The organism is Janthinobacterium sp. PSRC1-1, from assembly GCF_049897525.1.
Classification (GTDB): domain Bacteria; phylum Pseudomonadota; class Gammaproteobacteria; order Burkholderiales; family Burkholderiaceae_D; genus Janthinobacterium; species Janthinobacterium tructae.
In genome coordinates this window covers 108584-134568 of record NZ_JAFCWK010000008.1, presented here as the reverse complement: position 1 = coordinate 134568, position 25985 = coordinate 108584, and the positions used below count along the sequence as shown (strand labels likewise).

The 25985-nt window shown below is 63.2% G+C and carries 28 protein-coding genes; 13 read left to right on the top strand and 15 right to left on the bottom strand.

The genetic code is table 11. From position 1 onward, the window contains the following. The first annotated feature begins 73 nt into the window (after window positions 1–73). The 3 genes from ACP7DW_RS18825 to dxs are packed head-to-tail and all read left to right on the top strand — an operon-like array spanning window position 74 to window position 3102. Window positions 74–325: an exodeoxyribonuclease VII small subunit gene (locus ACP7DW_RS18825; RefSeq protein WP_046683420.1), complete on the top strand. Its 252-nt coding sequence runs from the start codon at window positions 74–76 to the stop codon at window positions 323–325. After that, a complete protein-coding gene (locus ACP7DW_RS18820) occupies window positions 322–1233 on the top strand; it encodes a polyprenyl synthetase family protein (RefSeq protein WP_426056120.1) in 912 nt (303 codons plus the stop codon). Before ACP7DW_RS18825 ends, ACP7DW_RS18820 begins: the two co-directional genes overlap by 4 nt. Beyond that, a complete protein-coding gene (gene dxs, locus ACP7DW_RS18815; RefSeq protein WP_426056121.1) occupies window positions 1234–3102 on the top strand; it encodes a 1-deoxy-D-xylulose-5-phosphate synthase in 1869 nt (622 codons plus the stop codon). A gap of 64 nt (window positions 3103–3166) precedes the next feature. On the opposite strand, the gene ACP7DW_RS18810 is transcribed toward dxs, so the two are convergent. Further along, entirely contained in the window at window positions 3167–3655 is a 489-nt protein-coding gene (locus ACP7DW_RS18810; RefSeq protein ID WP_426056122.1) for a hypothetical protein, read from the bottom strand. Between the two features lie 14 nt (window positions 3656–3669). Further along, entirely contained in the window at window positions 3670–4614 is a 945-nt protein-coding gene (locus ACP7DW_RS18805; RefSeq protein WP_426056123.1) for a hypothetical protein, read from the bottom strand. A gap of 142 nt (window positions 4615–4756) precedes the next feature. On the opposite strand from ACP7DW_RS18805, the gene ACP7DW_RS18800 reads away from it, so the two are divergent. From ACP7DW_RS18800 to ACP7DW_RS18780, 5 genes are all read left to right on the top strand, one after another. Then, the gene (locus ACP7DW_RS18800; RefSeq protein WP_426085225.1) at window positions 4757–5947 is read left to right on the top strand and encodes a hypothetical protein; all 1191 of its coding nucleotides are present in this window, start codon (window positions 4757–4759) and stop codon (window positions 5945–5947) included. 145 nt (window positions 5948–6092) lie between these two features. Next, window positions 6093–8150 (top strand): FUSC family protein, encoded by a 2058-nt coding sequence (locus ACP7DW_RS18795; RefSeq protein WP_426056125.1) that lies wholly within the window; start codon window positions 6093–6095, stop codon window positions 8148–8150. Between the two features lie 300 nt (window positions 8151–8450). Continuing rightward, complete coding sequence (locus ACP7DW_RS18790; protein WP_426056126.1) at window positions 8451–8636, top strand: hypothetical protein; 186 nt, start codon at window positions 8451–8453, stop codon at window positions 8634–8636. 94 nt (window positions 8637–8730) lie between these two features. Then, window positions 8731–9096 (top strand): glutaredoxin family protein, encoded by a 366-nt coding sequence (locus ACP7DW_RS18785; protein WP_298406326.1) that lies wholly within the window; start codon window positions 8731–8733, stop codon window positions 9094–9096. Window positions 9097–9168: 72 nt separating this feature from the next. Beyond that, window positions 9169–9360 (top strand): hypothetical protein, encoded by a 192-nt coding sequence (locus tag ACP7DW_RS18780; RefSeq protein ID WP_096233840.1) that lies wholly within the window; start codon window positions 9169–9171, stop codon window positions 9358–9360. A 56-nt stretch (window positions 9361–9416) separates the two neighbouring features. Here the strand turns inward: ACP7DW_RS18780 and ACP7DW_RS18775 are convergent, their stop codons facing one another. Next, window positions 9417–9971, bottom strand: coding sequence for a cob(I)yrinic acid a,c-diamide adenosyltransferase (locus ACP7DW_RS18775; protein ID WP_426056127.1), 555 nt, complete (start codon window positions 9969–9971; stop codon window positions 9417–9419). Between the two features lie 150 nt (window positions 9972–10121). On the opposite strand from ACP7DW_RS18775, the gene ACP7DW_RS18770 reads away from it, so the two are divergent. The 3 genes from ACP7DW_RS18770 to glcF are packed head-to-tail and all read left to right on the top strand — an operon-like array spanning window position 10122 to window position 13932. Beyond that, window positions 10122–11612, top strand: a complete 1491-nt coding sequence (locus tag ACP7DW_RS18770) for an FAD-linked oxidase C-terminal domain-containing protein (RefSeq protein WP_426056128.1) — start codon at window positions 10122–10124, stop codon at window positions 11610–11612. Window positions 11613–11639: 27 nt separating this feature from the next. After that, the gene (gene glcE / locus ACP7DW_RS18765) at window positions 11640–12698 is read left to right on the top strand and encodes a glycolate oxidase subunit GlcE (RefSeq protein ID WP_426056129.1); all 1059 of its coding nucleotides are present in this window, start codon (window positions 11640–11642) and stop codon (window positions 12696–12698) included. 4 nt (window positions 12699–12702) lie between these two features. Then, the gene (glcF, locus tag ACP7DW_RS18760) at window positions 12703–13932 is read left to right on the top strand and encodes a glycolate oxidase subunit GlcF (protein ID WP_426056130.1); all 1230 of its coding nucleotides are present in this window, start codon (window positions 12703–12705) and stop codon (window positions 13930–13932) included. On the opposite strand, the gene ACP7DW_RS18755 is transcribed toward glcF, so the two are convergent. The 4 genes from ACP7DW_RS18755 to ACP7DW_RS18740 form a co-directional block, all read right to left on the bottom strand. Continuing rightward, complete coding sequence (locus tag ACP7DW_RS18755) at window positions 13925–16036, bottom strand: putative bifunctional diguanylate cyclase/phosphodiesterase (protein ID WP_426056131.1); 2112 nt, start codon at window positions 16034–16036, stop codon at window positions 13925–13927. The two genes, glcF and ACP7DW_RS18755, sit on opposite strands and share 8 nt — an antisense overlap. Before the next feature lie 183 nt (window positions 16037–16219). Beyond that, window positions 16220–16705: a glutathione peroxidase gene (locus ACP7DW_RS18750; protein ID WP_426056132.1), complete on the bottom strand. Its 486-nt coding sequence runs from the start codon at window positions 16703–16705 to the stop codon at window positions 16220–16222. Window position 16706: 1 nt separating this feature from the next. Next, entirely contained in the window at window positions 16707–17846 is a 1140-nt protein-coding gene (locus ACP7DW_RS18745) for a PilT/PilU family type 4a pilus ATPase (RefSeq protein ID WP_426056133.1), read from the bottom strand. 4 nt (window positions 17847–17850) lie between these two features. Beyond that, on the bottom strand, window positions 17851–18894 hold the full coding sequence (locus tag ACP7DW_RS18740) for a type IV pilus twitching motility protein PilT (RefSeq protein ID WP_426056134.1): 1044 nt from the start codon (window positions 18892–18894) through the stop codon (window positions 17851–17853). Between the two features lie 70 nt (window positions 18895–18964). Here ACP7DW_RS18740 and ACP7DW_RS18735 point away from each other — a divergent pair, with 70 nt between their 5' ends. Both ACP7DW_RS18735 and proC read left to right on the top strand, forming a co-directional pair. Beyond that, complete coding sequence (locus ACP7DW_RS18735; protein ID WP_426056135.1) at window positions 18965–19669, top strand: YggS family pyridoxal phosphate-dependent enzyme; 705 nt, start codon at window positions 18965–18967, stop codon at window positions 19667–19669. Between the two features lie 18 nt (window positions 19670–19687). Next, a complete protein-coding gene (proC, locus tag ACP7DW_RS18730) occupies window positions 19688–20518 on the top strand; it encodes a pyrroline-5-carboxylate reductase (protein ID WP_426056136.1) in 831 nt (276 codons plus the stop codon). Here proC and ACP7DW_RS18725 read toward each other — a convergent pair whose 3' ends face one another. The 8 genes from ACP7DW_RS18725 to ACP7DW_RS18690 form a co-directional block, all read right to left on the bottom strand. After that, window positions 20519–21235 carry an anti-sigma factor gene (locus tag ACP7DW_RS18725; RefSeq protein WP_426056137.1) on the bottom strand — a complete coding sequence of 239 codons (717 nt, stop codon included), beginning with the start codon at window positions 21233–21235 and terminating at the stop codon, window positions 20519–20521. It abuts the gene before it with no gap. Further along, on the bottom strand, window positions 21232–21789 hold the full coding sequence (locus ACP7DW_RS18720; RefSeq protein WP_426056138.1) for a sigma-70 family RNA polymerase sigma factor: 558 nt from the start codon (window positions 21787–21789) through the stop codon (window positions 21232–21234). The genes ACP7DW_RS18725 and ACP7DW_RS18720 overlap by 4 nt, the downstream gene beginning before the upstream one ends. Window positions 21790–22018: 229 nt before the next feature. Next, the gene (locus ACP7DW_RS18715) at window positions 22019–22576 is read right to left on the bottom strand and encodes a DUF3455 domain-containing protein (protein WP_426056139.1); all 558 of its coding nucleotides are present in this window, start codon (window positions 22574–22576) and stop codon (window positions 22019–22021) included. Window positions 22577–22807: 231 nt separating this feature from the next. Next, window positions 22808–23164, bottom strand: a complete 357-nt coding sequence (locus ACP7DW_RS18710) for a hypothetical protein (protein ID WP_426056140.1) — start codon at window positions 23162–23164, stop codon at window positions 22808–22810. After that, a complete protein-coding gene (locus tag ACP7DW_RS18705; protein ID WP_426056141.1) occupies window positions 23161–23547 on the bottom strand; it encodes a phage holin family protein in 387 nt (128 codons plus the stop codon). Before ACP7DW_RS18705 ends, ACP7DW_RS18710 begins: the two co-directional genes overlap by 4 nt. Window positions 23548–23594: 47 nt before the next feature. Then, a complete protein-coding gene (locus ACP7DW_RS18700; protein WP_298406287.1) occupies window positions 23595–23951 on the bottom strand; it encodes a glycine zipper domain-containing protein in 357 nt (118 codons plus the stop codon). A 108-nt stretch (window positions 23952–24059) separates the two neighbouring features. Then, the gene (ubiA, locus tag ACP7DW_RS18695) at window positions 24060–24914 is read right to left on the bottom strand and encodes a 4-hydroxybenzoate octaprenyltransferase (RefSeq protein ID WP_426056143.1); all 855 of its coding nucleotides are present in this window, start codon (window positions 24912–24914) and stop codon (window positions 24060–24062) included. Window positions 24915–24991: 77 nt separating this feature from the next. Next, window positions 24992–25930, bottom strand: coding sequence for a hydrogen peroxide-inducible genes activator (locus tag ACP7DW_RS18690; protein ID WP_426056144.1), 939 nt, complete (start codon window positions 25928–25930; stop codon window positions 24992–24994). Between the last annotated feature and the right edge of the window lie 55 nt (window positions 25931–25985).

Here is a 25985-nt window from a genome sequence, read left to right as displayed (position 1 = left end):
AACGCTTCTATGCTGGCCGGGAGTCCCCGGCGTCTCCCTACATACCCCTCGTGCCACGAAGAGATCTGAGTCTATGTCGAAGAAATTAACTGCCGCTGCCGCAGCGCCGGCCTCGTTTGAAGAGGCCATGGCGGAACTGGCGCAGCTGGTAACGCAAATGGAAGCGGGCCAGTTGCCGCTGGAAGCATCGGTCGCGGCGTATCAGCGCGGCTCGGAACTGGTCAAGTATTGCGCCACCCAGCTCGATAGCGTCGAGGCGCAGGTGAAAGTACTGGAAGGCGACATGTTGAAACCGTTCGTGGATGCCGGCGAGGCCGCGCAATGATGGCCAGCGTGCAGCAAGACGGCGTCACCTTCGGCGACTGGATGCAAAGCACCCAGTCCGGCGTGGAAGGCCGGCTCGACCAATTTTTGCCTGCGGCCGACGCCGTACCGCACAAGTTGCACGCGGCCATGCGCTATGCGCTGTTGGGCGGCGGCAAGCGCGTGCGTCCGCTGCTGGTGATGGCGGCCGGTGAATTGTTTGATGCCGATCAAGATACCCTCGCGCGCGCTGCTTGCGCCTTGGAAATGATTCACGTGTATTCGCTGGTGCACGACGACATGCCGTGCATGGATGACGATGCCTTGCGCCGTGGCAAGCCCACCGTGCACATTGCCTACGATGAAGCGACGGCCCTGCTGGTCGGTGACGCGCTGCAATCGCAGGCGTTCATGCTGCTGGCCGACGGCGCGGCGATTCCGCCCGGGCGGCAAATGGCCATGGTCAAGCTGCTGGCGCACGCCTCCGGGTCAGGCGGCATGTGCGGCGGCCAGGCGATCGACCTCGACAGCGTCGGCCTGGCCTTGAGCCTGCCGCAGCTGGAACAGATGCATCAACTCAAAACGGGCGCCTTGCTGCGCGCGGCCGTGATTCTCGGCGCGCTGGCCGGCAAGGACCTGGCGCCGGACGAGATGACGGCGCTGAACGCGTATGCGCGCGCCGTCGGCCTGGCGTTCCAGGTGGTGGACGACGTGCTCGACGCCACGGCCGATTCGGCCACCCTGGGCAAGACGGCGGGCAAGGATGCGGCCGCCAACAAGCCCACTTACGTATCGATACTGGGGCTGGAACCATCGCGAGCCCTGGCAGAACAATTGCGGTGCGACGCCCATGCGGCGCTGGCGCCATTCGGGGACAAGGCACGCCGTCTGCGCGAGCTGGCAGACCTGGTCGTGCAGCGGAAGGCATAAATGAAACTGTTAGAAACCATCAATGAACCAGCGCAAGTGCGCAAGCTGGCCCGCTCGCAACTGGTGCCGCTGGCGCAGGAATTGCGCAGCTTCCTGCTCGATTCCGTCTCCAAGACGGGCGGCCACCTGTCGTCCAATCTGGGCACGGTCGAGCTGACCGTCGCGCTGCACTATGTGTTCAACACGCCGCACGACCGCATCGTCTGGGACGTGGGCCACCAGACCTATTCGCACAAGATCCTCACGGGCCGGCGCGAGCGCATGCACACGCTGCGCCAGAAGGATGGCATCTCCGGCTTCCCGAAGCGCGACGAGAGCGAGTACGACACCTTTGGCACGGCGCACTCGTCGACATCCATTTCCGCCGCGCTGGGCATGGCGCAGGCCGCCAAGATCAAGGGCGACCCGCTGCACGCGATCGCCGTGATCGGCGACGGTTCGATGACGGCCGGCATGGCTTTCGAGGCGATGAATAATGCGGGTGTGCAAGAAGACATCAACCTGCTGGTGATCCTGAACGACAACGACATGTCGATCTCGCCGCCCGTGGGCGCGCTGAACCGCCACCTGGCGCGCCTGATGTCGGGCCAGTTCTATGCGGCAGCGAAAAATGTCGGCAAGTCCGTCTTGCCCGGCCCCGTGCTGGAATTGGCGAAGCGCTTCGAAGAGCACGCCAAGGGCATGGTCGTGCCCGCCACCATGTTCGAGGAATTCGGTTTTAACTATATCGGCCCCATCGATGGCCACGACCTCGATTCGCTGATCCCGACCTTGCAAAATATCAAGCAATTGAAGGGTCCGCAATTCCTGCACGTGGTCACCAAGAAGGGGCAAGGCTACAAGCTGGCCGAGGCCGAACCGATCCTGTACCACGGCACGCCGAAGTTCAATCCCCTGGAAGGCATCAAGCCGGCCACGGCGCCGGGCAAGATGACGTACACGGAAGTGTTCGGCAACTGGCTGTGCGACATGGCCGCGCACGACAAGCTCCTGGTGGGCATCACGCCGGCCATGCGCGAAGGCTCGGGCATGGTCAAGTTCGAACAGCAATTTCCGAACCGCTACTTTGACGTCGGTATTGCCGAGCAGCATTCCGTGACCTTCGCTGCAGGCCTGGCTTGCGAGGGATTGAAACCCGTCGTGGCCATCTATTCGACTTTCCTGCAGCGCGCCTACGATCAGCTGATCCACGACGTGGCGCTGCAAAACCTGGACGTGACGTTTGCGCTGGACCGCGCCGGCCTGGTGGGCGCCGACGGCGCCACGCACGCGGGCAACTACGACATGGCGTTTTTGCGCTGCATCCCGAACATGGTCATCATGGCCGCGTCCGACGAAAACGAATGCCGTCAAATGCTCACCACGGGCTACCACTATCCGGGCCCGGCGGCCATCCGCTATCCGCGCGGCGCCGGTGCGGGCGTGGCCATCGTGCCGGAACTGAGCAGCATCGAGATCGGCAAGGGCGAGCTCAAGCGCCACGGCAAGCGCATCGCCATCCTGGCCTTTGGCTCCATGGTGGCGCCGAGCGTGGCGGCGGGCGAGAAGCTCGACGCGACGGTGGCCAACATGCGCTTCGTCAAGCCGCTCGACGTGGCGCTGGTGAAGCAGCTGGCTCTTGACCACGATTACCTGGTGACGGTGGAAGAGGGCTGCATCATGGGCGGCGCCGGTTCGGCCGTGGCCGAGGCCCTGGCGCTTGAGGCAATCGTCAAGCCGATTTTGATGCTGGGCTTGCCGGACGTCTTCATCGACCATGGCGACCCCGTGCAACTGCTGAAAAGCGTGGGTCTCGACGCCACCGGCATCGCCGCCTCGATCGAGCAGCGTTTTCCGGCAGTAGGGCCGCGCCTGGCCATGGTCAGTTGATCTTGATATTGCCCCAATGAAAAAGCGACGCCATGCGTCGCTTTTTCATTGGGCTGGTGACCTGCTATTTGCGCATCGGCTTACACTTAAGCAAGAGGTAAATCGTGTAAATATGCGCTGCCAGCGTGATGAGGGGGCCAAGTATCATGCCCAGCACATAGCCAGCCAAAAAGACCAAGCCTATCTTCTTGAGATGCGGCCTGACGACAGGCCAGCGCTTGATGGCAATGGCGATCATGACGGGGACAGTGATCAGTCCCGACATGGCCAGACCGAGCAAGGCCATGACGCCATACTTGGAAAAATAGCCGACCGCCAGTATCAAGCCCACAAACAGCACGGCGACGCCGAAAAACAGGGGCAGCACGGACGGGCCGTGGCCACCGTCTCCCATCGGCAGGGTAGGCGGCAGCCTGTATTGCGTGACCTTGTTGGCCGCATCGCAGGGGGTATCCATATAAGAAACGCCAGCGTCGATCTGTTCCTGGCGCGTGGCGCCCACCCCCAGATCGTTATTGGCAAAGATACCGCTCATTTCACGTTCGTTGTCCATTTTTTCTCCGGTGATTACATGAAACGTGCATGGGTCGTTTGGGGATATGGCGCACCGAGCAGTTCAGCGGTTTCCTTGTTCCGAATGGGGAAGCTGCGGCCCAGATGCGTGGCATCGAGCGTAAACAACGGCGTGCGATCAGTGGGATCGAGGGCAACGACGGCATCGACGACAAACACCACGCGGTATTCAAACTGGTGGACGTGGGCGGCGACCGTATGGCCCAGCAGGATGACCGGTAATGACAGCGCCTTGCCGTCAGGATTGGCGACCTTTGCCAGCCTGCTTTCAATGTGGCGCGCAGCGTCTTCACTGGGCGGCCGGAATATGGCTGACTGCGCCGCTTGCGAGGCAGGCACGCTACCGCCGAGCACCAACAATCGCCAGCTGTCGCGCTGTATGCCCGGCGTGTTCGGTTTGGCGAAGTACAGCTCGCGGTCCTCGGACCAGTCCAGCTGAAAAGGGAAACCCTTTTCCTTGTCGTCATAGTGTTGCAGCTGCAAGGGCGCGGCCTTCCGATGGTAGATGGAAAAGTGCTTGTTGGCACGGGTGTCCGCAAAGGCCGCGTCGAGCAGGGCGCGATTCGAGCGGATCAAGTCCGTGCGTTGAAAACTGTCTTGTACTTTCGGGAAACCTGCAATGAAATCGACGGCCAGCAAGGTGTCGTCGCGCTTGGCTGCTGACCAGTACATCTGGCGAAAATGCTCCGAAATCCGGGTTTCTGCTGCATTCGGCTCTTGCGGGGAAGCAGGATCGGCGATGTATGCCGCAAGCGGCAGCAAGGCCTCGCGCTGTAATTGGGGAATGCCGTCCTGCCCTACGCTCGCGCCAGATCCGGCGTCTGCGTTGCTACTGGTGCTGACGGCAGCCGGGGCGCTGGCGACGGCGGCAGTTTGCTGATCACAGCCGCCGAGCAGCAAGGTGGCAAGCAATATATAAAGTGTCGGGTGCAATGACATGGGCGGCTTTTCATGGGAAGACAGGGCATCGAGTGGATGAATATATTTCCATTAACAATGGAAACATCGGTAAGCTTGCGCATTGTCGATGCAATAGCATGGCAGCGGTTTCATTCAAACTGATGATATTGTGTTGGCGCCCATGCCGGCACAATGCGCCAGGCCACCAAAAAAAATCCATGATGTATTTCTTCTTTTAAAAGATCCGGGACGCCAAATGAAACTGGATATGGAGCAGTGGGATAAATCGTTGGGCGATTTATATCAGACGGTGCTGCAGCCTGCATTGCTGACGCCTGCGCTCACGGGTATCAACGCCATGATGGATTCCGATTTTTGCCACTTGTTCGGTATTACCTCGGCAGGCGAGGAATCATTCACCATCGTCACTAACAAGGATAGAGTAGCGGCGGTGGAACAGTATGCGCAGGAATATGGAAGAATTGATCCGCGTCGCCATTTTGTCGACAGCGTCCCGACGGGACAGACTTATCGCTGCAGTTCCATTTGCGGCCCGGCTTTCGTCGCGCGCAGCGCGTTTTATCAGGATTATCTGATTCCCCATGATTTGCGTTATCTCATCGGCGCGTGCTTATACCGTGGCGAGCAGCAGAGTATTTACGTGGGATTCAATCACGGCGCGGGACGCGCTGATTTTACGGATGAGGAACACCGGCATTTCAGCGCGCTCGGCACGCACCTGAAACGCACGGTGGAAACGCTGATCCAGGCTGCACCGGTCGCCCAGGCATTTGCCGTCAGCGAATTTGCCTTGAATGCACTGCATTATGGCGTGATTGGCATCAATGCCTTGCGCAATGTTACCTTTGCCAATCAGTTTGCGGAAAACTGCATACTCGGGCGGCCCCGTCCCGATGTGGTGCATGGCAAACTGGTCGATGGCAGCGAACTGGACATGTTGTTCCGGCAAGTGCGTGCGGATGGCCGGGCGCATAGCCTGCGCATACGTTCGACCACGCCGCTGTATGTGACGGCGCTGCCGTTTTCCTGCGATCCAGGCGAACACGGCTACAACGCCTTGCAAGCCACGGTGGGGACGGCGGTGGTGCTGATCTTTAGCTTGGGAAAGAGCAAGAAGATGGCGTCGCCCAGCCAGTTGATGCAGTGGTTTCCGCTGACGCCGGCGGAAGCGCGACTGGCACATGAACTCGGTAGTGGGATGTCGATCGATGACTATGCGCTTAAATATCACGTGGGGGTGCCGACGGCCCGTACCCAGTTGCGGGCATTGCTGAAAAAAACGGGTGAGGAGCGCCAGCAAGATTTGGTGCGGATGTTAATTTCATTGCCATCCCCTGCCATATTCTCCTGAGCAGCATCACCACATTACGCTGCACTGCAACATTTATCCTCCGGGAATGCTACGATGACGCTTTGATACCTTCTCAAAGTCCACCTTGCATTTCAGGAAACTTCACCGCCGTGCGCGTGCACTGGCCGGCCGCTGGCTGACGGGCATGCACGCCTACACCGACACCCTGTCGCAGCGCCGTCCCCTGTGGATGGTCACCCTGGCCATCGACGAAACGAATCTGTCCGAGGGCTTGCGGGCCGCCTGTGCTTCCAGCGCCATGCTGCTGCTGGGCCTGCTGTTCGATCAGCCCGATTTTTCCTGGGCCGCCATCGGCGCCTTCTGGACCTGCCTGGCCGACGCGGCCGGCACGCGGCGCATGCGTTTTGTGTCGATGCTGGGCTTCGGCCTGCTGTCGACCGTGGCCGGCGGCCTGACGGCGCTGGCGGCCGGCCATGGCGTGGCGACGGCGGCCATCGCCGTGCTGCTGTTTTCCTGGGCCGGCGCGCTGGCGCGCATCTGGGGCGCGGCCACGGCGCAAGTGGCCATCCTGGCGGCCACGGCCTGCGTGGTGATGGTCACGCACCCATTGGAATCGATGACGCAGACGGCGCCTTTCCTGGGCCTCTACATGTTCGGCTGCCTGTTTGCCACGGTGCTCAGTTTTACCGTCTGGCGCATCCACCCGTTCGGCCCGAGCCGGCGCGCCATCCGCGCCGCGTATTCGCGCCTGGCCGGCATCGCGCGCGACAATGCGCGCTTCCTCGAACATGACGCGCCGCAGGCGGACGCCGCCGCGCATGGCGCCAGCTACCGTTCGCAGGCGCGCGCCGCGCTGGAAGCGGCGCGCGTGGCGCTGGCCGCCGTACCGCCCGCACGCGCGGGCCGCAGCGCCCTGTACGACAACCTGCTGCTGGCGCTCAGCGACGCCGAGCGCATCTTCGCCTATCTGATCGCCGTCACGCATACGTGCGAGCGCGAGCAGCAGCGCCTGCGCCAGGACCCGCGCGCGCGGCGCAGCCTGGAAGTGATGGCCGTGCTGCTGCGCCGCCTGGGGCAGGCCGTGCAGCGCCAGCCGGAAACGCCGCCCCTGGAATTGCAGCGCCGCCTGGCGGGCTGCGGACGGCGCCTGGAAGCGGCGCTGGGCGCCTTGCTGCCGCTGCGCCTGAACGTGGACTTCATGGAACTGGGCTTGCCGCGCGCGGCGCAGCTGCCGTGGCGCGAGGCGGCTTTCCTGGCGCTGGGGCAGGCGTGGCAGACGGCGAAAGTCAACGCCACGCCGCAGTCGCTGAGCTGGCGCCATGCGGCGCGCGTGTCGCTGGCCACGACGGCCGGCTTCCTGCTGGTCGAGGCGCTGCACATTCCGTTCGGCTACTGGGCCACCATGGCCACGTTGCTGATACTGCAGCCGTCCGTGTCGACCACCTGGCCGCGCGGCATCGAGCGGGTCGCGGGCAGCGTGCTGGGCGCCGTGCTGGCCGTGCTGATCGGCCTGGCCGTGCACACCCCGCTGGCGATTTCGCTGGTGGTGTTTCCGCTGATCGTCGCCACCATGGCCTTGCGCCGCGTCAGCTACAGCCTGCACGTGCTGTTCATGACGCCCGCCTTCGTGCTGGTGGCCGACTATGCGGCGCCCGCCAGCGAGATGGTGTATGCGATGAGTCGCCTGGGCAACAATGTGCTCGGTTGCGTGCTGGCTCTGCTGGCCACGTTTTTCCTGTGGCCCGACCGCGAAGCGGACGACCTGGACCAGCGCCTGGCGAAAGCCGTGTCGGCCAACCTGAAATACCTGCTGGCCGTGCTGGCGGCCGGCGGGAAATGGGATAGCGCCATCGCGCGCCTGCGCCGCGAGGCGGGGCTGGCCAGCAATAACGCGGAACAGGTGCTGCAGCGCCTGCGCATCGAACGCCGCCTCGACCGCAGCAGTGGCGTGGGCCTGGCGGCGCTGCGCACCTTGCCGCTGCTGCGCCGCGTGGCGGGCAGCACGGCACGCATCAGCCTGAGTCCCCAGGCCGAGCCGGCGCCGCCCGAGCTGCAGCAGTGGATTGCCGAGGTCAGTGCTGAAATGGATGCCTTGCTGCGCGGGGATTCCGGCGCCGCAGCGCCCGGCCCCTGCATCAGCGAGGTGCTGACGCCTTTGCAGGCCGATGCCGTGGGGCAAGTGCAGTTGCTGCGTGGCTTGCTGCGCGAGCATGTGCTGGCGATGGAGAACGGCGCGCGCTAGCGCCTCGCGCCACGGCGTTTTTTTCGGCCTGGTATTGCCGCTCTGCCGGCTGCGCCCGCAACCTGCCTCTACTGCTGCGGCGCCGATATTGTATAGACGTTTTATGCGCCGCAATCTCTCCAAATGCCACATTCCAGGGGCTTTCCCGATATATTTCCGAAAGTGAAAATTTATCCTATGGAAACGTTGACTCTAAAATAAGTGCGGTCCATATTCGTTTTCGTAGCAAGCAAAGATGAAATTTCTTACGACTGGTCTGCCGCGATTGCCTGAGGCAATCGCTCACATGGAGAGTAGTAAATGAAAAAGATTGCGGCATTTATTTTCACCCTGGGATTGAGCGCTTCCTATGCCATCGCTTCCGATATCGACTGCTATAGCTGCGAGGAGGAACTGCGGGAATGCAAGATGATGTATGGCGACAGATCCCCATTGTGCAGCAACAATTACAAAGCCTGCCTGAGAGTCTGCCAAGCCGGCACCTGATATCTTTTTTTGCATTGCGAGGCGGCCGGCAGGCGCATGCCGCGTCGGCCGCCCTCGATCATCTACGTCCCTGATACCTATGATGCAGAAAAAAATGAAAACCATCGCCATGTATGGCTTGATCCTGGCCGCCGGCCTGGGCAGCGGTTATGGCCTGTCCCTGTTGCCCGGCCTTCTCAAGTCGAATTACACCGAGGGCAACTACGCCGCGTATTTCCCGAATGCCCAGGCGAAGGTGGTGTTGTACGGCACGGACTGGTGCGGCTATTGCGCCAAGACGCGCGCGTATTTCAAGGAGAACAAGATCGACTTCGTCGATCTCGATATCGAGAAATCGCCGGCAGCGAAAAAAGCCCATGAAGAACTCGGCGGTGGCGGCGTGCCGGTGGTGTTGATCGGCAACCGCAAGATCCAGGGGTTTAATACGGGCGCGCTGGAAGCGGCGCTGAAGAAAATCTGACTCACGGATGGCGCGTAAGAGACGGCGCGCCATGGATGTCAGTGATCGTCTGTCAATTCAACAGGAGTGCTTATGTTCAAAAAACTGGGTTTCTTTTTGTTTGCCATGGGCGTCAGCGCCTCGTATGCGATTGCCGGCGGCGAGCCGGAATGCTATGCGCAATGCGATGAAGGGCTGGACCAGTGCATGACGGATCATCCGAGGTCGCCAGGCGCCTGTACCAAGATTCATCAGCTGTGCTACAACCGCTGCGCGCAAGACTAGCATTCAATAAAGTTCGCCGGCTGGCCTGTACGCTGGCCAGGCCGGCGTTGCCGACGTTAGCCCCGCGTGCGGTCATGCCGCCACAGCACGTCGCTGCCGCCGGCAAAGCGGTTCAGCACGCGCGACAGCACGAACAGCAGGTCCGACAGGCGGTTCACGTACTGGCGCGGATGCTCGTGGATGGTTTCCGCATTGGCCAGCGCGACGATGCTGCGCTCGGCGCGGCGGCACACGGTGCGGCAGACATGCGCCAGCGAGGCGGCGCGCGAACCGGCCGGCAGGATGAATTCACTCAGGGCGGGCAAGTCCGCATTATATTTCGCCAGTAAATCATCGAGGCGCAGCACATGCTCTTCCTTGATCAGCTGGTAGCCGGGGATGCAGATTTCCCCGCCCAGGTCGAACAGGTCGTGCTGGATGGCCACCAGCTCGTCGCGCAAGGCGTCGGGCATGGCTTCGCACAGCAGCAAGCCGATATGGGAATTGAGTTCGTCCACGTCGCCCATGGCGTGGATGCGGGCGCTGTCCTTGCTGGTGCGGCTGCCGTCGCCCAGACCGGTGCTGCCATTGTCGCCCGTGCGCGTGGCGATTTTCGAGAGTCGGTTGCCCATGATGCTGATCCTGTCAATGAAGAATGGGGGCAGCATACGACACTGCGCGCCGCCTGGCTGCGGATTTGGCTTCGAAATGGACAAAAAAAACGCTGCGTGCCACTTTTGTGCTTACAATCGTTGCACGCCCATGCCCTTTCCCCCCATCTTATGCTCAATGCTGCCCCTGAATCCGGATTGACCGCCGCGCGCCAGCAAGCCGTCGTCGCGGCCCTGCTGGCCGTGCTGCCGGCCCGCTGCGTGCTGTCCGACGCCGAAGATACGCGTCCGTACGAATGTGACGGCCTGGCCGCCTACCGCCAGCTGCCGATGGTGGTCACCCTGCCCGATACGGAGGAACAGGTCATCGCCATCCTCGGCGTCTGCCGGGAACTGAAGGTGCCGATCGTGCCGCGCGGCGCCGGCACGGGCTTGTCGGGTGGCGCCTTGCCGATCGCCGACGGCGTGGTGCTGTCGACGGCGCGCCTGAACCGCATCGTGCGTCTGGACGCCTACGCGCGCACTGCCGTGGTGCAGCCGGGCGTGCGCAACCTGGCCATTTCCGAAGCGGCGGCGCCCCACGCGCTGTACTACGCGCCCGATCCCTCCTCGCAGATCGCCTGCAGCATCGGCGGCAACGTGGCGGAAAACTCGGGCGGCGTGCATTGCCTGAAATACGGCTTGACCGTACACAATGTGCTGCGCGTGCGCATCGTCACCATCGATGGCGACGTGCTGGAACTGGGCGGCGAATGCCTCGACTCTCCGGGCCTGGACCTGCTGGCCGTTTTCATCGGCTCCGAAGGCATGCTGGGCATCGTCACGGAAGTGACGGTGAAACTGATCCCGAAACCGGCCACGGCCAGAGTCATCATGGCGTCCTTTGACGACGTCGTCACGGGCGGCAACGCCGTGGCCAACGTGATTGCCGCCGGCATCATTCCGGCCGGGCTGGAAATGATGGACCAGACGTCCTCGCGCATGGTCGAACCGTTCGTCAAGGCCGGCTACGACATCGATGCGGCCGCCATTTTGCTGTGCGAAGCGGACGGCACGCACGAGGAAGTGGAAGAGGAAATCGCCCGCATGACGGCGGTGCTGGAAGGGGCGGGCGCCAGCGCCATCGCCGTCTCGCAGTCGGAAGCGGAGCGCATGAAGTTCTGGTCCGGCCGCAAGAACGCGTTTCCCGCCGCCGGGCGCATCTCGCCCGATTACTACTGCATGGACGGCACCATCCCGCGAAAAAAACTGGCGGAGGTCCTGACGGGCATCGCCGGCATGGAAACGACGCATGGCTTGCGCTGCGCGAATGTGTTCCACGCGGGCGACGGCAATCTGCATCCGCTGATCCTGTTCGACGCCAACATGCCCGGGCAATTCGAGCGCGCCGAAGCGTTTGGCGCGGACATATTAGCCCTGTGCGTGGCCGTCGGCGGCACCATCACGGGCGAGCATGGCGTGGGCATGGAAAAGATTAATTCCATGTGCGTGCAGTTTACGCGCGCCGAACTCGATGCCTTCTTTGCCGTCAAGCGCGCCTTCGACCCGCACACCCTGCTGAACCCGGACAAGGCGATCCCCACCTTGAACCGCTGCGCCGAATTCGGCAAGATGCATGTGACGGCAGGGCGCCTGCCGTTCGCCAACCTGCCCCGTTTTTAACCGCCGGAGACTCCTTTGCAAGCGATCATGGAACAATTCAGGCAGCAGATACTGGCCGCCAGCGCGGCGGGCAAGCCCTTGCGCCTGCGCGGCGGCGGCACGAAAGACTGGTATGGCCAGCAATTCGACGGCGAGGTGCTCGACACGCGCGCGTATGCGGGCATCATCGACTATGAACCGACGGAACTGGTGATCACGGCCCGCTGCGGCACGCCGCTGGCGGACATCGAGGCGGCGCTGGCCGCGCGCAACCAGATGCTGGCCTTCGAGCCGCCGCATTTCGGTCCTGGCGCCACCGTGGGCGGCGTCGTCGCCAGCGCGCTGTCCGGCCCGCGCCGCGCCAGCGCGGGCGCGCTGCGTGATTTCGTGCTGGGCGCCGTGCTGATGGATGGCCATGGCGAACGCCTGGCTTTCGGCGGGCAGGTGATGAAAAACGTGGCCGGCTACGATGTCTCGCGCCTGCTGGCGGGGTCCATGGGCACCTTGGGCCTGATCCTGGAAGTGTCGCTGAAGGTGCTGCCCTTGCCGCTGCGCGAAGCGACCTTGCGCATGGCGTGCGCGGAAATCGCCGCCTTGCGCATGCTGAATGAATGGGCGGGCAAGCCGCTGCCGATATCGGCCAGCTGCTGGCACGACGGCGTGCTGACGCTGCGCCTGTCCGGCGCCGAGGCGGCCGTGTCGGCGGCGCTGCACACGCTGGGCGGCGAGCTGCTGGCAGCCGATGAGGCGGCCGCCTTCTGGCTGGCCGTGCGCGAACAGACGCACGCTTTCTTTGCGGGCGCCGGCAGCTTGTGGCGCCTGTCGCTGCCGCCGCACGCCAGCGCCGTGATTGTAAAAGGGCGCCAGCTGATCGAGTGGGGCGGCGCGCAGCGCTGGCTCAAGCTCGACGGCGATGCTGACGCCGATAGCGCGCGGCACATCCGCCAGGCCGTGGCCGCTCTTGGGGGGCACGCCACCCTGTTCCGCGGCGGCGACAAGGCGGTGGGCGTGTTCCACCCGCTGGCGCCGGCCATCGCCACCATCCACCAGCGCCTGCGGCAGGCTTTCGACCCTGCCGGCATCTTCAACCCGCACAGAATGACTTGAGCGCATGCAAACCAATCTCGCCGATTTCATCAAGAATACGCCGGCAGGCGACGAAGCCGAAGCCATCTTGCGCGCCTGCGTGCATTGCGGCTTTTGCACGGCCACCTGTCCCACCTACCAGCTGCTGGGCGACGAGCTCGATGGCCCGCGCGGACGCATCTACCTGATCAAGCAAGTGCTCGAAGGCGCGCCCGTCACGGCCAAGACGCAGACGCACCTGGACCGCTGTCTGACCTGCCGCAACTGCGAGTCGACCTGTCCCTCGGGGGTGCAGTACGGGCGCCTGGTCGACATCGGCCGCAACGTCGTCGAGCAGCGCGTGCAGCGCCCCTTGCGCGAACGCGCCTTGCGCTTCGCCCTGAAGGAAGCCTTGCCGCGCCGCTGGCTGTTTACGCCCGTGTACAAGGCGGGACAGGCGCTGCGGCCCTTGCTGTCAAAAGGCTTGCAGGACAAATTGCGCCCGGGCGCCGCCGCCGGCGCATGGCCCGCGCGCCAGCACGCGCGCAGCATGCTGCTGCTCGACGGCTGCGTGCAGCCGGCCATGTCGCCCAACATCAACGCGGCCACGGCGCGCGTGCTCGATGCGCTGGGCGTGCAATTGATCGTCGCGCCGAAGGCCGGCTGCTGCGGCGCGCTGCGCCATCACCTGAACGACCAGGAAGCGGCGCTGGACGACATGCGCCGCAATATCGACGCCTGGTGGCCGTATGTCGACAGTGCCGAAGCCATCGTCATGACGGCGTCCGGCTGCGGCGCCACGGTGAAGGAATACGGCCATTTGCTGGCGCACGACGCGCAGTATGCGGAGAAGGCGCGGCGCATCGCCGCACTGACGCGCGATTTGTCCGAGATCATGCCGGCGTTTGAACACGAGCTGGTGGCGCAGCTGAAAGGGCGCATCGGCAAAAAAGTCGCGTATCACCCGCCGTGCACCCTGCAGCACGGCCAGCAAATCCGCGGCAAGGTGGAGCAGGTGCTGCGCGCCGTCGGCGTCGACGTGCGCCTGTGCGCCGACAGCCATTTGTGCTGCGGTTCGGCGGGCACGTATTCGATTCTGCAGCCGGCCCTGTCGCAGCAGCTGCGCGACAACAAGGTGGCAAACCTGGAAGCGTGCGAGCCCGATGAAATTGTGTCGGCCAATATCGGCTGCCTGAGCCACCTGCAGTCGGGCACCGAGACGCCCGTGCGGCACTGGATCGAGCTGATCGACTCCGCTTTGTCCCAGGTCAAATAGACACTTCGCTATATTGCGCAGTTTTCCATTGCGGCGCCGGGATGAAATTGTTCGCCCACTCCAGCACGGCCTCGGCCGGCATGGGGCGGGCGATGCCGTAGCCTTGCGCCAGGTCGCAGCCCAGCTGGATCAGGCGCGCGCCATGTTCGACGCTTTCCACGCCTTCGGCGATCACCGTCAGGCTGACTGAACGGGCCAGGCCGATGACGGCGCGCACCAGGTGCAGGTCGTCGCGGTCGTTGAGCATGTTGCGCACGAAGCTTTGGTCGATCTTGACGATGTTCGCCGGCAGGCGCTTCAAATACGACATCGACGAGTAGCCGGTGCCGAAATCGTCGAGCGCGAACGTGATGCCCAGCGCCTGGCAGGCGCGGATGATGCGGCGCACGTCCTCGATGTCGTGCAGGGCCGACGATTCGAGGATTTCCAGTTCCAGCATGCTGGCGCACACGCCGGGAAATTCGCCGAGGATGGTTTCCAGGCGCGAGACGAAATTGGGTTGCTGGAAGTGGCGCGCCGCGATGTTCACGCTGACCACCCAGTGCTTGCCGGCGGCACTCCAGCGCTGCAGCTGCCACAGGGCCTGGCGCAGCACCCATTCGCCGATGTCGATGATCAGGTCCGTCTGCTCCACCAGCGGCAGGAATTGCGCCGGTGCCAGCACGCCGCGGCGCGCATGCTGCCAGCGCAGCAGCGCTTCCATGCCCACCACCGTGCCGGCGCGCATGTTGACCTTGGGCTGGTAGTACAGCCGCAGTTCGCCGTTGATCAGGGCCTGGCGCACTTCCGTGCGCTGGTTGTGGTGGGTGCGCACTTCTTCATCGAGGTTGGTATCGAAGAAGTGGTACTGGTTGCGCCCCGTCAATTTCGCCTGGTAGACGGCGTGGTCGGCGTGGCGCAGCAGGCTTTCCGTATTCAAGTCCTTGCCCGCATAGACGGCGATGCCGGCGCTGGCCGTCATGTGCAGCGCCTGCTGGTCGCACTGGTAGGGGCGGCTCAGTTCCTGCATCAATTGCGTGACGTTCTGTTCGATGCTGGCGATATTCACCTGGCCGCACAGCAGCATGACGAATTCATCGCCGCCCAGGCGCGCCGCGTAGTGGACCTGGCCCGTAAAACTGTGCAGGCGGCCCGCCACCTGCTTGAGGATTTCATCGCCCGCTTCGGCGCCGTAGCGGTCGTTGATGACCTGGAAGTGGTCGAGGTCGAACAGGCAGACGGCCAGCAGGCGCTGGCGTTCGCGCGCCAGGAACATTTCCTGTTCGAAGCGGGCGGCCAGCGCGGCACGGTTGGGCAAACCCGTCAGTACATCATTGTAGTTTTGCCATGATAGTTTTTGCAGCGCCTGCTGCATGTGCACGGTTTCGTTCAGCTGCTCGCCCAGCTGGCGCTGGCTGGTCTTCAGCGAGGAAAACAGTTCTTCGACATCGCCGGCCATGCTGTTGAACGAGTGCGACACGGCTTGCGCTTCGGGCGTGGCGCCAGCCGCCAGGCGCACGGTGAAGTCGCCTTCGCGGAAGCGGTCGGTCGCTTGCACCAGCCGCGCCAGCAAGCGCCGGTGCGTGGCCAGGATCAAGCTCAGCAAGAGGAAGACCAGCACGATATTGATGGTGCTGAGGACGGCCTGTTCGCGTACCCGCTGCCATACCTGCGCCAGGGGCAGGCCGGGCGTGTAGTGCAGGGCGAGGATGCCGTCGCCGCCGTCCGGCAGCGCCACCGTCAGGCGGCTGCGGATGGCCGTGAGGCCGGCCAGGCGCGCGAACCACGCGGGCACCGTGGCCGCCACGCTGTCGGCCAGCGGTTTGTCGGCCAGCACTTCGACATGCGCGTCAGCCGTGTCCCAGCGCGCGGAAACGAGGCTGCGGTTCAGCGGCAGGGCGCCGCGCAGCACCTGGCGCACGCTGTCGTGCATCGCGTGACTGTGCGTGTGTACGCTCAGCGGCAATACGCTATTGGCCAGGAACAGGTCGAGTTGCCGGGCATCGCTGTGGTAGCGCGCCTTGGCCAGCGCCGTTTCCGTACCGAGCAGGGCGTGATAGCGAACGGCGGAAACGGCGAGTATCAGGAAGAAAATAGGAATGAAGAGACGGGAATAAATGCCCATCCGCATCCATGAAGATATGAATTTCCCAAAGACTGGCATCGTTTTTTGATCGATATCTGCGAATAATTATGTCAACATTATCACCGAAATTTGCTATTGGAAACACAATATTGATATCAAGCATGAAATAAATACGAATTGATTGATTTCATTGTTTGTTGTTTTAAATCAAAGCGTCGCGTGCTATTCCTGTAGCAATTGCCGAATGTCGGCCGCCAGGCTGGCCGGTTTGCTGGCCGTCGCGTAGCGGCGAAATACGCTGCCATCCTTGCGCACCAAAAACTTGGTGAAATTCCATTTGATCGCTTGCGTGCCCAATATGCCGGGCGCCGCCTGTTTTAATTGCGCAAACAGGGGATGGGTCTGCGGACCATTGACGTCGATCTTGGCAAACAGGGGAAAGGTGACGCCGAAGTTTTTCTCGCAAAAAGCGCCGATGTCCGTATTCGAGCCCGGTTCCTGCTGGCGGAATTGGTTGCAGGGAAAGCCCAGCACGACCAGACCCTGGTCGTGAAATTCGCGGTACAGCGCTTCCAGACCCTGGTATTGCGGCGTGAAGCCGCAGGCGCTGGCCGTATTGACGATCAGCAGCACCTTGCCCTTGTAGCGCGCCAGGTCGACCGGCGTGCCGTCCAGCGCCTCGGCCTGGAAAGCGTGGATGCTGCTCATGTCAGAGCAGTCCCAGTGTGGTGGTGCCCGTTTGCGGGGCCGGTTCCGGCGCCGTTGCGCCCTTGAGCTTGATCGTCAGGCGCAGGTCGTTGACGGAGTCCGCATTGCGCAGCGCGTCTTCATAGCTGATGGCGCCCGCTTCGTGCAGGTCGAACAGGGCCTGGTCGAACGTCTGCATGCCATGCTCGCGCGATTTTTTCATCAGCTCCTTGATCTCGTGCACCTGGCCCTTGAAGATCAGATCGCTCATCAGCGGCGAATTGAGCAGGATTTCCAGCGCCGCCTTGCGTCCGCCGCCGTCCTTGTTGGGGATCAGCCGCTGCGAAATCATGCCCTTCAAATTGAGTGACAGATCCATCAGCAGCTGCTGGCGCCGCTCTTCGGGGAAGAAATTGATGATGCGGTCCAGCGCCTGGTTGGCGTTGTTCGCGTGCAGGGTGGCCAGGCACAGATGGCCCGTCTCGGCGAATGCGATGGCGTGGTCCATGGTGTCGCGGTCGCGGATTTCGCCGATCTGGATCACGTCGGGCGCCTGGCGCAGGGTGTTTTTCAGGGCCGTGGCCCAGTCGTCCGTATCGACGCCCACCTCGCGCTGGGTGACGATGCAGTTGCCGTGCGGATGGATGAATTCCACGGGGTCTTCGATGGTGATGATGTGGCCGTGGCTGTGCGCGTTGCGGTGGCCCACCATGGCCGCCAAGGTGGTCGACTTGCCGCAGCCCGTGGCGCCCACCATGATGACGAGGCCGCGCTTGCTCATCACGATGTCTTGCAGGATGGCCGGTAAACCCAGCCCATCGAGGGTGGGGATGGCGGTATTGATCAAGCGCAAGACCATGCCTGCCTGACCCATCTGCACGAAGGCGGACACGCGGAAACGCCCCAGGCCGTCCGGGCTGATGGCGAAATTGGCTTCGCGGCTGGACGCGAATTCGGCCGCCTGGCGCTCGTTCATGACGGCGCGCACGTAGCCGGCCGCCTGCTGCGCATCGAGCGCGGCGCCCGCCAGCGGCGTCAGCTTGCCGTCGAGCTTGATGGCGGGCGGAAAGCCGGCCGTGATGAACAGGTCGGAGCCGCCCCGCGCGCGCATCTGCGCCAGCAGCGCGTGCATGGCGCCATAGTATTCGTGCGTCGTCTGCATGGGCTTATCCGGGGAAGTTTTCAGGCGATTTGGCGGCCGCGCGGGCCGCTTCGGCCGAGATCGTGCCGCGCCGCACCAGGTCGCTCAAGCACTGGTCCAGGGTCTGCATGCCCACGTTGCTGCCCGTCTGGATGGCCGAATACATTTGCGCCACTTTCGCTTCGCGGATCAGGTTGCGCACGGCGGGCGTGGCCAGCATGATTTCATGCGCGGCCACGCGGCCCGCGCCATCCTTGGTTTTCAGCAAATTCTGCGAAATGACGGCTTGCAAGGATTCGGACAGCATGGCGCGCACCATTTCCTTTTCCTCGGCGGGGAAGACGTCGATGATGCGGTCGATCGACTTCGCCGCCGACGAGGTGTGCAGGGTGCCGAACACCAGGTGGCCCGTTTCGGCTGCCGTCAGCGCCAGGCGGATGGTTTCCAGGTCGCGCAATTCGCCCACCAGAATCACGTCCGGGTCTTCGCGCAGGGCCGAGCGCAGCGCGTTGCTGAACGAATGCGTGTGCGCCCCCACCTCGCGCTGGTTGATCAGGCATTTTTTTGGCTCATGCACGAATTCGATCGGGTCTTCGATGGTCAGAATATGGTGGTTCAGGCGTTCGTTGACGTGGTTCACCATGGCCGCCAGGGTGGTCGACTTGCCGGAGCCGGTCGGACCCGTGACGAGCACGAGGCCGCGCGGACGCATGGCCAGCTCGCCGAAGATGCGCGGGGCGTTGAGTTCTTCCAGGGTCAGCACTTTTGAGGGAATCGTGCGCAGCACGGCCGAAGCGCCCCGTTCCTGGTTGTAGGCGTTGACGCGGAAGCGCGCCAGGCCGGGAATCTCGAAAGAGAAATCGCATTCCAGCGCTTCTTCATAGGCTTTGCGCTGGCTGTCGTTCATGATGTCGTAGATCATGCTGTGCACTTCCTTGTGCTCGAGCGGCGCCACGTTCAGGCGGCGCACGTCGCCATGCACGCGTATCATCGGCGGCAGGCCGGAAGACAGGTGCAGGTCGGAAGCCTTGTTGCTGACGGAGAAAGCGAGTAATTCGGAGATGTCCATTTATAATCCCTGTGCCTGCATTGATGGGCTGGCGCACTGTGCCGCCGCCCCTATACACTAGAAAATGATTATGTCCACAATCGAACAGAACTTGCAAGCCGTGCGCGACAGTATTGCGCAGGCCGCCCTGGAGGCGCGGCGCCTGCCGGAAGACGTGACCCTGCTGGCCGTGTCGAAAACCTTTGGCGCGGACGCCGTGCTGGCCGCCATGCGCGCGGGCCAGGCGGCGTTTGGCGAAAATTATCTGCAGGAAGCGCTCGACAAGATCGCCTTTGTGAAGGAGGCCGCGCCGCAGCACGCTCCGGCATGGCATTTCATCGGCCCCATCCAGAGCAACAAGACGCGCCCCATCGCCGAGCACTTCGACTGGGTGCATACGGTGGAACGGGAAAAGATCGCCGTTCGCCTGTCCGAGCAGCGCCCGGCCGGCTTGCCGGACTTAAATATCTGCCTGCAAGTCAATATCAGCGGCGAGGCGAGCAAGAGCGGCGTGACGCCGGCTGACTTGCCGGCGCTGGCGCGCGCCGTGGCGCAATTGCCTCGCTTGCGCTTGCGCGGCCTGATGGCCATTCCCGAGCCGGAAACGGATGTCGCCCTGCAGCGCGCTGCCTTTGCGCAATTGCGCGTGCTGTACCAGCAATTGAAGGCGGACGGGCTGGCGCTCGACACGCTGTCGATGGGCATGTCGGCCGACTTGCGCGCCGCCGTGCTGGAAGGCGCCACCATCGTGCGCGTGGGCAGCGCCATCTTCGGTTCCCGTAATTACTCTCACTGATTGAATGGAAGAATCACCATGACGACAGAATTGAATATCGCCTTCGTGGGCGGCGGCAATATGGCCGCCGCCCTGATCGCCGGCCTGGCAGGCAAACTGACCCTGGGCGGCAACATCCACGTGATCGACCCGCATGCGCCCGCGCTGGAAAAATTGCAGGCGCAATTCGGCGTCACCACGGCCAGTGCCGCCGGTGAAGCGCTGCGCGCCGTGGACGTGATCGTGCTGGCCGTGAAACCGCAAAGCATGCGCGAAGTGGCGGCGCAATTGCTGCCCTTCCTCGACGGGGAACGGGCGCCATTGATCCTGTCGATCGCGGCCGGCATCCGCGCGCAAGACCTGTCGCGATGGCTCGGTGATTACCGCGCCATCGTGCGCTGCATGCCGAACACGCCGGCCCTGATCGGCATGGGCATCACGGGCATGGTGGCCAGCAGCGGCGTGAGCGAAGAACAGAAAAAGACGGCGGACGCCATCCTGCGCGCCGTCGGCCAGACCGTCTGGCTCGACGACGAGGCGAAGATCGACCCCGTCACGGCCGTGTCGGGCAGCGGTCCCGCCTACGTGTTTTACTTTATCGAAGCGATGCAGCAGGCGGCTGCCGAACTGGGCTTGACGTCCGAGCAGGGCACGCAGCTGGCCATTGCGACGTTTACGGGCGCGGCGCAGCTGGCGGCCAATTCCAGCGAACCCGTGTCGCTGCTGCGCGAGCGCGTGACGTCGAAAGGCGGCACGACGTATGCGGCGCTCACCAGCATGGAAGAGAGCGGCGTCAAGGCGGCCATCGTCAAGGGCATCAAGGCGGCCGCGCAGCGCGGGCGCGAGATGGGTGACGAGCTGTCTCAGTAATCAGATCACCTTGACGGCGCGGCCGATGTATAAAATCGGCCCCGTCGGCCGGCCCGTGGGCGACCCCGTAGCCGGTTCCAGCGTGATTTCAAACAGCTGCTCCGGCTGCAGCGGCGGCAGCTTGTCCAGGGTCAACTTGAGGCTTTGCCCCGGCTTGACCAGGCCCAGCGAGACAGGCGCGCCCCAATCCTTGCCCTTGGTCCAGAATTGCAGGGCTTTTTGCTGCGGTACATTTGTTGGCCCCAGCGGGATCAGGCGCAGGTCGCGGTTCTTGCCGCCGCGTCCGCCCGCCTGCACGATCCAGCCCGGCGATTTATCCTGTGGCGCCACCAGCACGACCAGGTAGCCGGGTCCGGCTGGCGTCTGCAGTTGCATGGTGACCAGCACGGCCAGCGCGGCCGTGGCCGCCAGGCCGACGCCGGCCAGCAGTCGCCAGAAGGCCAGGCTGTTCCACCACGCCTGCCAGCCGCCCGCCTGCCGCACGGTGTTCGGCATGAAAAGGCTGGCGCTGATGCGCGGCCACAGTTGCGCGGACGGCGTTTCGGGCGCCGCCAGGGTCGTCAAGGGCAGCAGACGCTGTTCCCAGGCAGCAACGGCATCGCGCAAGGCGGCGTCGTGCGGCAAGCGCTGTTCCACTTCGTTCCGTTCGGTCAGTTCCAATGTGCCCAGCACGTATTCGCTGGCCAGCCTTTGCAGTTCTTCGTCGTTGTCGATCATCCCATGCACTCCCGCAAGGCGGCCAGGCCCCGCTTGACCCATGCCTTGACGGTGCCCAGCGGCGCTTGCAGGCGCTGCGCGATTTCACTGTGGGAACAGCCATCGACGTAGGCATACAGGATGCTGTTGCGCTTGGGTTCGTCCAGGTGACCGAGGCAATCGTGCAGCTTGCCCATGTTCGCCTGCAGCGCGTAGGCATCGCCGGCGTCATCGCCTTGGCGTTGGTGCAGCAGGTTTTCCACGGTATCCTCGTCGGCCGATACTTCATGGGCGCGGGCGCGCGCCACGTTCAGTGCCTGGTGCCGCACCACCACATAGATCCAGCCCTTGCCGCTGCCGCGCGTGGCGTCGAAACTGCCGGCACGGCGCCAGATATTCAGGAAGGCGTCGTGCAGCACGTCTTCGGCCAGGGCCCGCTGGCGTACGATGCGCAGGGCCACACCGAGCAGGTAGCGGCTTTCCTGCTGGTACAGGCCGTGCAATGCCTGCTGCTCGCCCCGGGCGCAGGCGCGCAGGGCGGCATCGTAATCGTAGGGGGCGGCTGGGGCTGGCAAGGTCGGCGCAATCGTTTGGAGTTGACGGTTAGCAAGTTTTTCATGCCAAGTATAGGCCAGAAACCCGCTTTTCTACCGTTGTTTTCCTGTTTCACAACACCTAACAAAACCGTCGCGAGCGGAAGGGAGAGGTGGCTAAGAAGCGCAACCGTACTCAGTACGGGGGCGCCGAGCCGGTGAGCATCGCAGGCCGCCTATCCCGACGCGCAGCAGGTTTTGATAGGTGTCACTACGCGGCTTTCCAGAAGATGTAGTCGGCCTGGTAGGGCACCCACTGTTTGGCGCCGATGCTCTCCATGCCGCAGGGGCTGCTTGGCGCCACGCCGCCGCTGGTGGCCACGCGCTGGATGTAGCTGACGCCCTGCATGGCGCCGCTGCCGGTGGCCGGGTTGGCTTTCACCAGTTGATACGGGATGTTGCCCGCGCCGGCCGGCGCCACGGCCACTTGCGTCGCCGTCACTTTCGAGCCGTCCAGGTTGGCCCAGGTGGCAGGCGGACCGACATACGTGCCCACTTGCATGCCGCTGCGGTCGTTCAAGGCCGCATCCGGGCCCACGAAGACCCATTCATGGCCCGTCGTGTCTTTTTTCGCCTTGCATTCATAGGCGATCTTGCCCACGCCCACCGTCTGCATGGCGACTTGATGACCATCTGGCACCTTGACGGCGTTCGGCAATTGTTCCTGCGAATAGCGCGCGCTCATGGGCGCACAGGCGCTCAGCAGCAGGGCGGCGCACAGGACGGTGAGTGTAGGGGCGGTTTGGCGTGGGGCAGTGAAGGCAAGCATGGCGAACTCCTGATAGTTGGCTCAACCGGCTGGTTGATACCATTACTACGCATGGGGCAGTCATTTGGATGCAGCCAGGTAAAAATATTTTAGAACGCCTATCAAAACCTACTGCGCGTCGTAATTTGCGGCCTGCGATGCTCACTGGCTCGGCGCCCCCGTACCTTCGTACAGTTGCGCTTCTCGAGCCAACGGGGGCGCCGAGCCTTCCTTCCGCTCGTTACGGTTTTGTTAGGCGTTGTTAGTCCGGGTGTCTTTCTTGCTGAACCGCTGCGCCAGCGCCAGCACGACGGGCAGGGCGGTGGTGGCGTGCTTGAGCAGCGCGCCGCTGGCCCGCAACAGCGGCAGGACGCGGCGCGGGCGTACCAGCAGCAGGCCCAGCACGGCGCCGCCCAGCATCAGGGGAATTTTAAAACGCGTGGCCAGGGTGTGGCGCAGATTGCCGCCCGTCAATGGTTCCAGCAACTGGCGCGTCTGCACGCCCAGGGCCAGGCGCTGCAGCGCGCATTCGGCCAGCAGCGCGTCGCGCCGCTGCGCCAGGCTGGTGGCCGTGTGCACATGCGATAACTTGGTGGGATGCGTGGTCATGGCCGCTCCGATTCCCGGCGCGCCAGCAATTGCAGCTCGCCCAGGTCTTTGTTCAGTTCGGAAAGTGTGAAGGACAGCAGTTTCGGCTTGCTGCGGAAACTGGCGCGCACACCGAGCAGGGTGGCGAGGGCGGCAGCGATGAAGACGGCGGCCGTGATGGCGATGGCGGCGATGCGGTGCGTGTCCCAGAACAGCACGATGACGAGGAACACGATCAAGACGAGGCCGACAAACAGGCACAGCAGTGCCAGCATGGCCAGCGCCAGATAGGACAGGAAGCGCAGCGACTCTTCTTCCATTTCCACGGCCGCCAGGGCCAGACGGGTCTGGACGATGGCGGCGAGAGTCGCTGCGACTTGGGCGACATGATGCACGATAGCCATATGCTGCCTTTCGCGTCAGGGGAGACGGCTTGCGCCGTCGGTGCTACCTAGCGGCGTGACGAGGAAAGCAGCAGGCCGAACAGCACGCCGACGACGGCGCCCGCGCCGACGGCTTTCCATGGATTGTCTTGCACGTATTCATCGGTGGCCTTGGCCGCCTTCTTGGTGCGTTCGAGCAAGTCCTCTTCCAGCTTGATCAAGTCTTTCTTGGCCGTTTCCAGCGTGGCGATGAACTTGTCCTTGACGGCCTTGACACTCTCGCCCGTCTGATCCTTGGCGCCATCGAGCCAGCCTTCCGCTTCATTGATGACGTTTTTCAGGTCGCCGACCAGTTTGTCGCGTGCCTTGTCGGCGTCGGCGAGGATGCTGTCGCTGCTGGATTTTCCGGTATGTATCGAGCTCATGTATTACCTCATGGAAGTGAAACTGCACAGTGAAATACCAGTGTAGGCAGCAGCGGACAGGCTGGTCTTGCGTCGCCTCAAGAGTTGCTACGACGCAAGGATCATTGATTAGCGGAAAGCAAAGTCCAGTACCACGCCCGCAAACACCGCTGCTCCTAGCCAGTTATTATGCCGGAACGCGGCAAAACACGGCATGCGCTCGCGTGCGCGGATCAGGGTGTAGTGGTAAACGGCGCAAGCGGCCGCCACCAGCAGGCCCGCCACATACCAGTAGCGCAAGCCCAGGTGCCAGCCGCAGACCAGCCACAACAGCAGGAAAGCGGCATAGCACAGCATGATGATGGCCACGTCGTAGCGGCCAAAGGTGATGGCCGAGGTCTTGATGCCGATCTTTAAGTCGTCGTCGCGGTCGACCATCGCGTATTCCGTATCGTAGGCCACGGCCCAGAAGACATTACCCAGCAGCAGCAGCCAGGCGACGGCGGGCACGGCATCCGTGATGGCGGCAAAGCCCATGGGGATGCCGAAGCCGAAGGCGATGCCCAGATACGCTTGCGGAATCGCAAAGAAACGCTTGAAGTAGGGATAGGTGCCGGCGATGATGACGGCGGCCACCGACAGTTGCTTGGTGAGCGCATTCAAGGGCAGGATCAGGCAGAAGGCCAGCACGGTCAGCACGCCGGCCACGGCCAGCGCTTCCTTGCCGCTGATGCGCCCGCTGGTGATGGGACGGTCCGCCGTGCGCTTGACGAATTTGTCGATATCCTGGTCGGCGTAGTCGTTGATGGCGCAGCCAGCCGAGCGCATCAGGAAAGTGCCAAGCGTAAAAATGAGCAGCAGCCGCCAGTCCGGCACGCCTTGCTGCGCCAGCCACAGCGCGCACAGGGTAGGCCACAGCAGCAATACGGTACCGATAGGCTTGTCCAGCCGTATCAGGCGGAAATACAGCGCCAGCTTGTTCATGGAAGACTCGATCTTGTTGAAGAGAAAGGTCGATTATCGCAAATAGTATGCAAATGTACTATTTTGTGCCTGGGGCGCTAGCCTTCGTCGTCGCGCAGCTGCGTAATCCCGGGCAGGTTGCAGCTGGCGATGGCCGCGCACAGGGCGTCGATGGCCGCCTTGCGCGTAAAACTCTTGCGCCACAGCATTACCACCCGGCGCGACGGCACGGGATCGGCGAACGGCCGGTATGCGAGCATGCCGTCGGTGGCGTGCATATTGGCGACGGAGGCGCGCGGCAGCACCGTCAAGCCGATGCCGCTGGCCACCATGTGGCGGATGGTTTCCAGCGAGGAGCCTTCAAACGTGCGCTGCATGCCGTTGCCGGGCGAGGAAAAACGCGCCATTTCGGGGCACACTTCCAGCACCTGGTCGCGGAAGCAGTGGCCATTGCCCAACAGCAGCATGGTTTCCGATTTCAAGTCTTGCGCGGCGATTTTTTCACGCGCGGTCCACGGATGCTGGCGCGGCATGGCGACGACGAACGGTTCGTCATACAGTTCCTGCATGGCCATGCCGTGGTCGGGCAGGGGCAGGGCCATGATGGCCACGTCCAGTTCGCCCTGGCGCAGCAATTCGAGCAGGCGAACCGTGAAGTTTTCCTGCAAAATCAAAGGCATTTGCGGCACCTGGTCTATCATGGCCTTGACCAGGGGTGGCAGCAGGTAGGGGCCGATCGTGTAGATCACGCCCAGACGCAGGGGACCGGCCAGCGGGTCCTTGTTTTGTTTGGCGAGTTCCTTGATGGCGGCCGTCTGTTCCAGCACGCGTTCGGCTTGCGCGATGATCTGCGCACCCAGGGGCGTGACGGAGATTTCCGCGCCGCCCCGTTCGAACAGGACCACGCCCAATTCGTCTTCGAGTTTCTTGATGGCCACTGACAGGGTGGGCTGGGCAACGAAGCAGGCTTCGGCGGCGTGGCCGAAGTGCTTCGCGCGCGCGACTGCAACGATATATTTCAGTTCAGTCAGTGTCATAGTTTGATTGAAACACAGGAAGTACTTACTTGCAATGAATGAAAGGTGGCGCGCA

Bases quoted from the DNA above. Each gene is read 5' to 3' on its own strand.
- ACP7DW_RS18740 (WP_426056134.1), bottom strand. From the start codon at position 18,894: ATGGACATCTCCGAATTACTCGCTTTCTCCGTCAGCAACAAGGCTTCC.
- ACP7DW_RS18690 (WP_426056144.1), bottom strand. From the start codon at position 25,930: ATGACACTGACTGAACTGAAATATATCGTTGCAGTCGCGCGCGCGAAG.
- ACP7DW_RS18820 (WP_426056120.1), top strand. From the start codon at position 322: ATGATGGCCAGCGTGCAGCAAGACGGCGTCACCTTCGGCGACTGGATG.
- ACP7DW_RS18785 (WP_298406326.1), top strand. From the start codon at position 8,731: ATGAAAACCATCGCCATGTATGGCTTGATCCTGGCCGCCGGCCTGGGC.
- ACP7DW_RS18725 (WP_426056137.1), bottom strand. From the start codon at position 21,235: ATGATCGACAACGACGAAGAACTGCAAAGGCTGGCCAGCGAATACGTG.
- ACP7DW_RS18750 (WP_426056132.1), bottom strand. From the start codon at position 16,705: ATGAGCAGCATCCACGCTTTCCAGGCCGAGGCGCTGGACGGCACGCCG.
- ACP7DW_RS18770 (WP_426056128.1), top strand. From the start codon at position 10,122: ATGCTCAATGCTGCCCCTGAATCCGGATTGACCGCCGCGCGCCAGCAA.
- ubiA (WP_426056143.1), bottom strand. From the start codon at position 24,914: ATGAACAAGCTGGCGCTGTATTTCCGCCTGATACGGCTGGACAAGCCT.
- ACP7DW_RS18825 (WP_046683420.1), top strand. From the start codon at position 74: ATGTCGAAGAAATTAACTGCCGCTGCCGCAGCGCCGGCCTCGTTTGAA.
- ACP7DW_RS18745 (WP_426056133.1), bottom strand. From the start codon at position 17,846: ATGCAGACGACGCACGAATACTATGGCGCCATGCACGCGCTGCTGGCG.
- ACP7DW_RS18780 (WP_096233840.1), top strand. From the start codon at position 9,169: ATGTTCAAAAAACTGGGTTTCTTTTTGTTTGCCATGGGCGTCAGCGCC.
- ACP7DW_RS18790 (WP_426056126.1), top strand. From the start codon at position 8,451: ATGAAAAAGATTGCGGCATTTATTTTCACCCTGGGATTGAGCGCTTCC.
- glcF (WP_426056130.1), top strand. From the start codon at position 12,703: ATGCAAACCAATCTCGCCGATTTCATCAAGAATACGCCGGCAGGCGAC.
- ACP7DW_RS18715 (WP_426056139.1), bottom strand. From the start codon at position 22,576: ATGCTTGCCTTCACTGCCCCACGCCAAACCGCCCCTACACTCACCGTC.
- ACP7DW_RS18795 (WP_426056125.1), top strand. From the start codon at position 6,093: ATGCACGCCTACACCGACACCCTGTCGCAGCGCCGTCCCCTGTGGATG.
- ACP7DW_RS18735 (WP_426056135.1), top strand. From the start codon at position 18,965: ATGTCCACAATCGAACAGAACTTGCAAGCCGTGCGCGACAGTATTGCG.
- ACP7DW_RS18700 (WP_298406287.1), bottom strand. From the start codon at position 23,951: ATGAGCTCGATACATACCGGAAAATCCAGCAGCGACAGCATCCTCGCC.
- ACP7DW_RS18755 (WP_426056131.1), bottom strand. From the start codon at position 16,036: ATGGGCATTTATTCCCGTCTCTTCATTCCTATTTTCTTCCTGATACTC.
- ACP7DW_RS18705 (WP_426056141.1), bottom strand. From the start codon at position 23,547: ATGGCTATCGTGCATCATGTCGCCCAAGTCGCAGCGACTCTCGCCGCC.
- ACP7DW_RS18805 (WP_426056123.1), bottom strand. From the start codon at position 4,614: ATGTCATTGCACCCGACACTTTATATATTGCTTGCCACCTTGCTGCTC.
- ACP7DW_RS18800 (WP_426085225.1), top strand. From the start codon at position 4,757: ATGCCGGCACAATGCGCCAGGCCACCAAAAAAAATCCATGATGTATTT.
- proC (WP_426056136.1), top strand. From the start codon at position 19,688: ATGACGACAGAATTGAATATCGCCTTCGTGGGCGGCGGCAATATGGCC.
- ACP7DW_RS18810 (WP_426056122.1), bottom strand. From the start codon at position 3,655: ATGGACAACGAACGTGAAATGAGCGGTATCTTTGCCAATAACGATCTG.
- dxs (WP_426056121.1), top strand. From the start codon at position 1,234: ATGAAACTGTTAGAAACCATCAATGAACCAGCGCAAGTGCGCAAGCTG.
- ACP7DW_RS18775 (WP_426056127.1), bottom strand. From the start codon at position 9,971: ATGGGCAACCGACTCTCGAAAATCGCCACGCGCACGGGCGACAATGGC.
- ACP7DW_RS18710 (WP_426056140.1), bottom strand. From the start codon at position 23,164: ATGACCACGCATCCCACCAAGTTATCGCATGTGCACACGGCCACCAGC.
- glcE (WP_426056129.1), top strand. From the start codon at position 11,640: ATGGAACAATTCAGGCAGCAGATACTGGCCGCCAGCGCGGCGGGCAAG.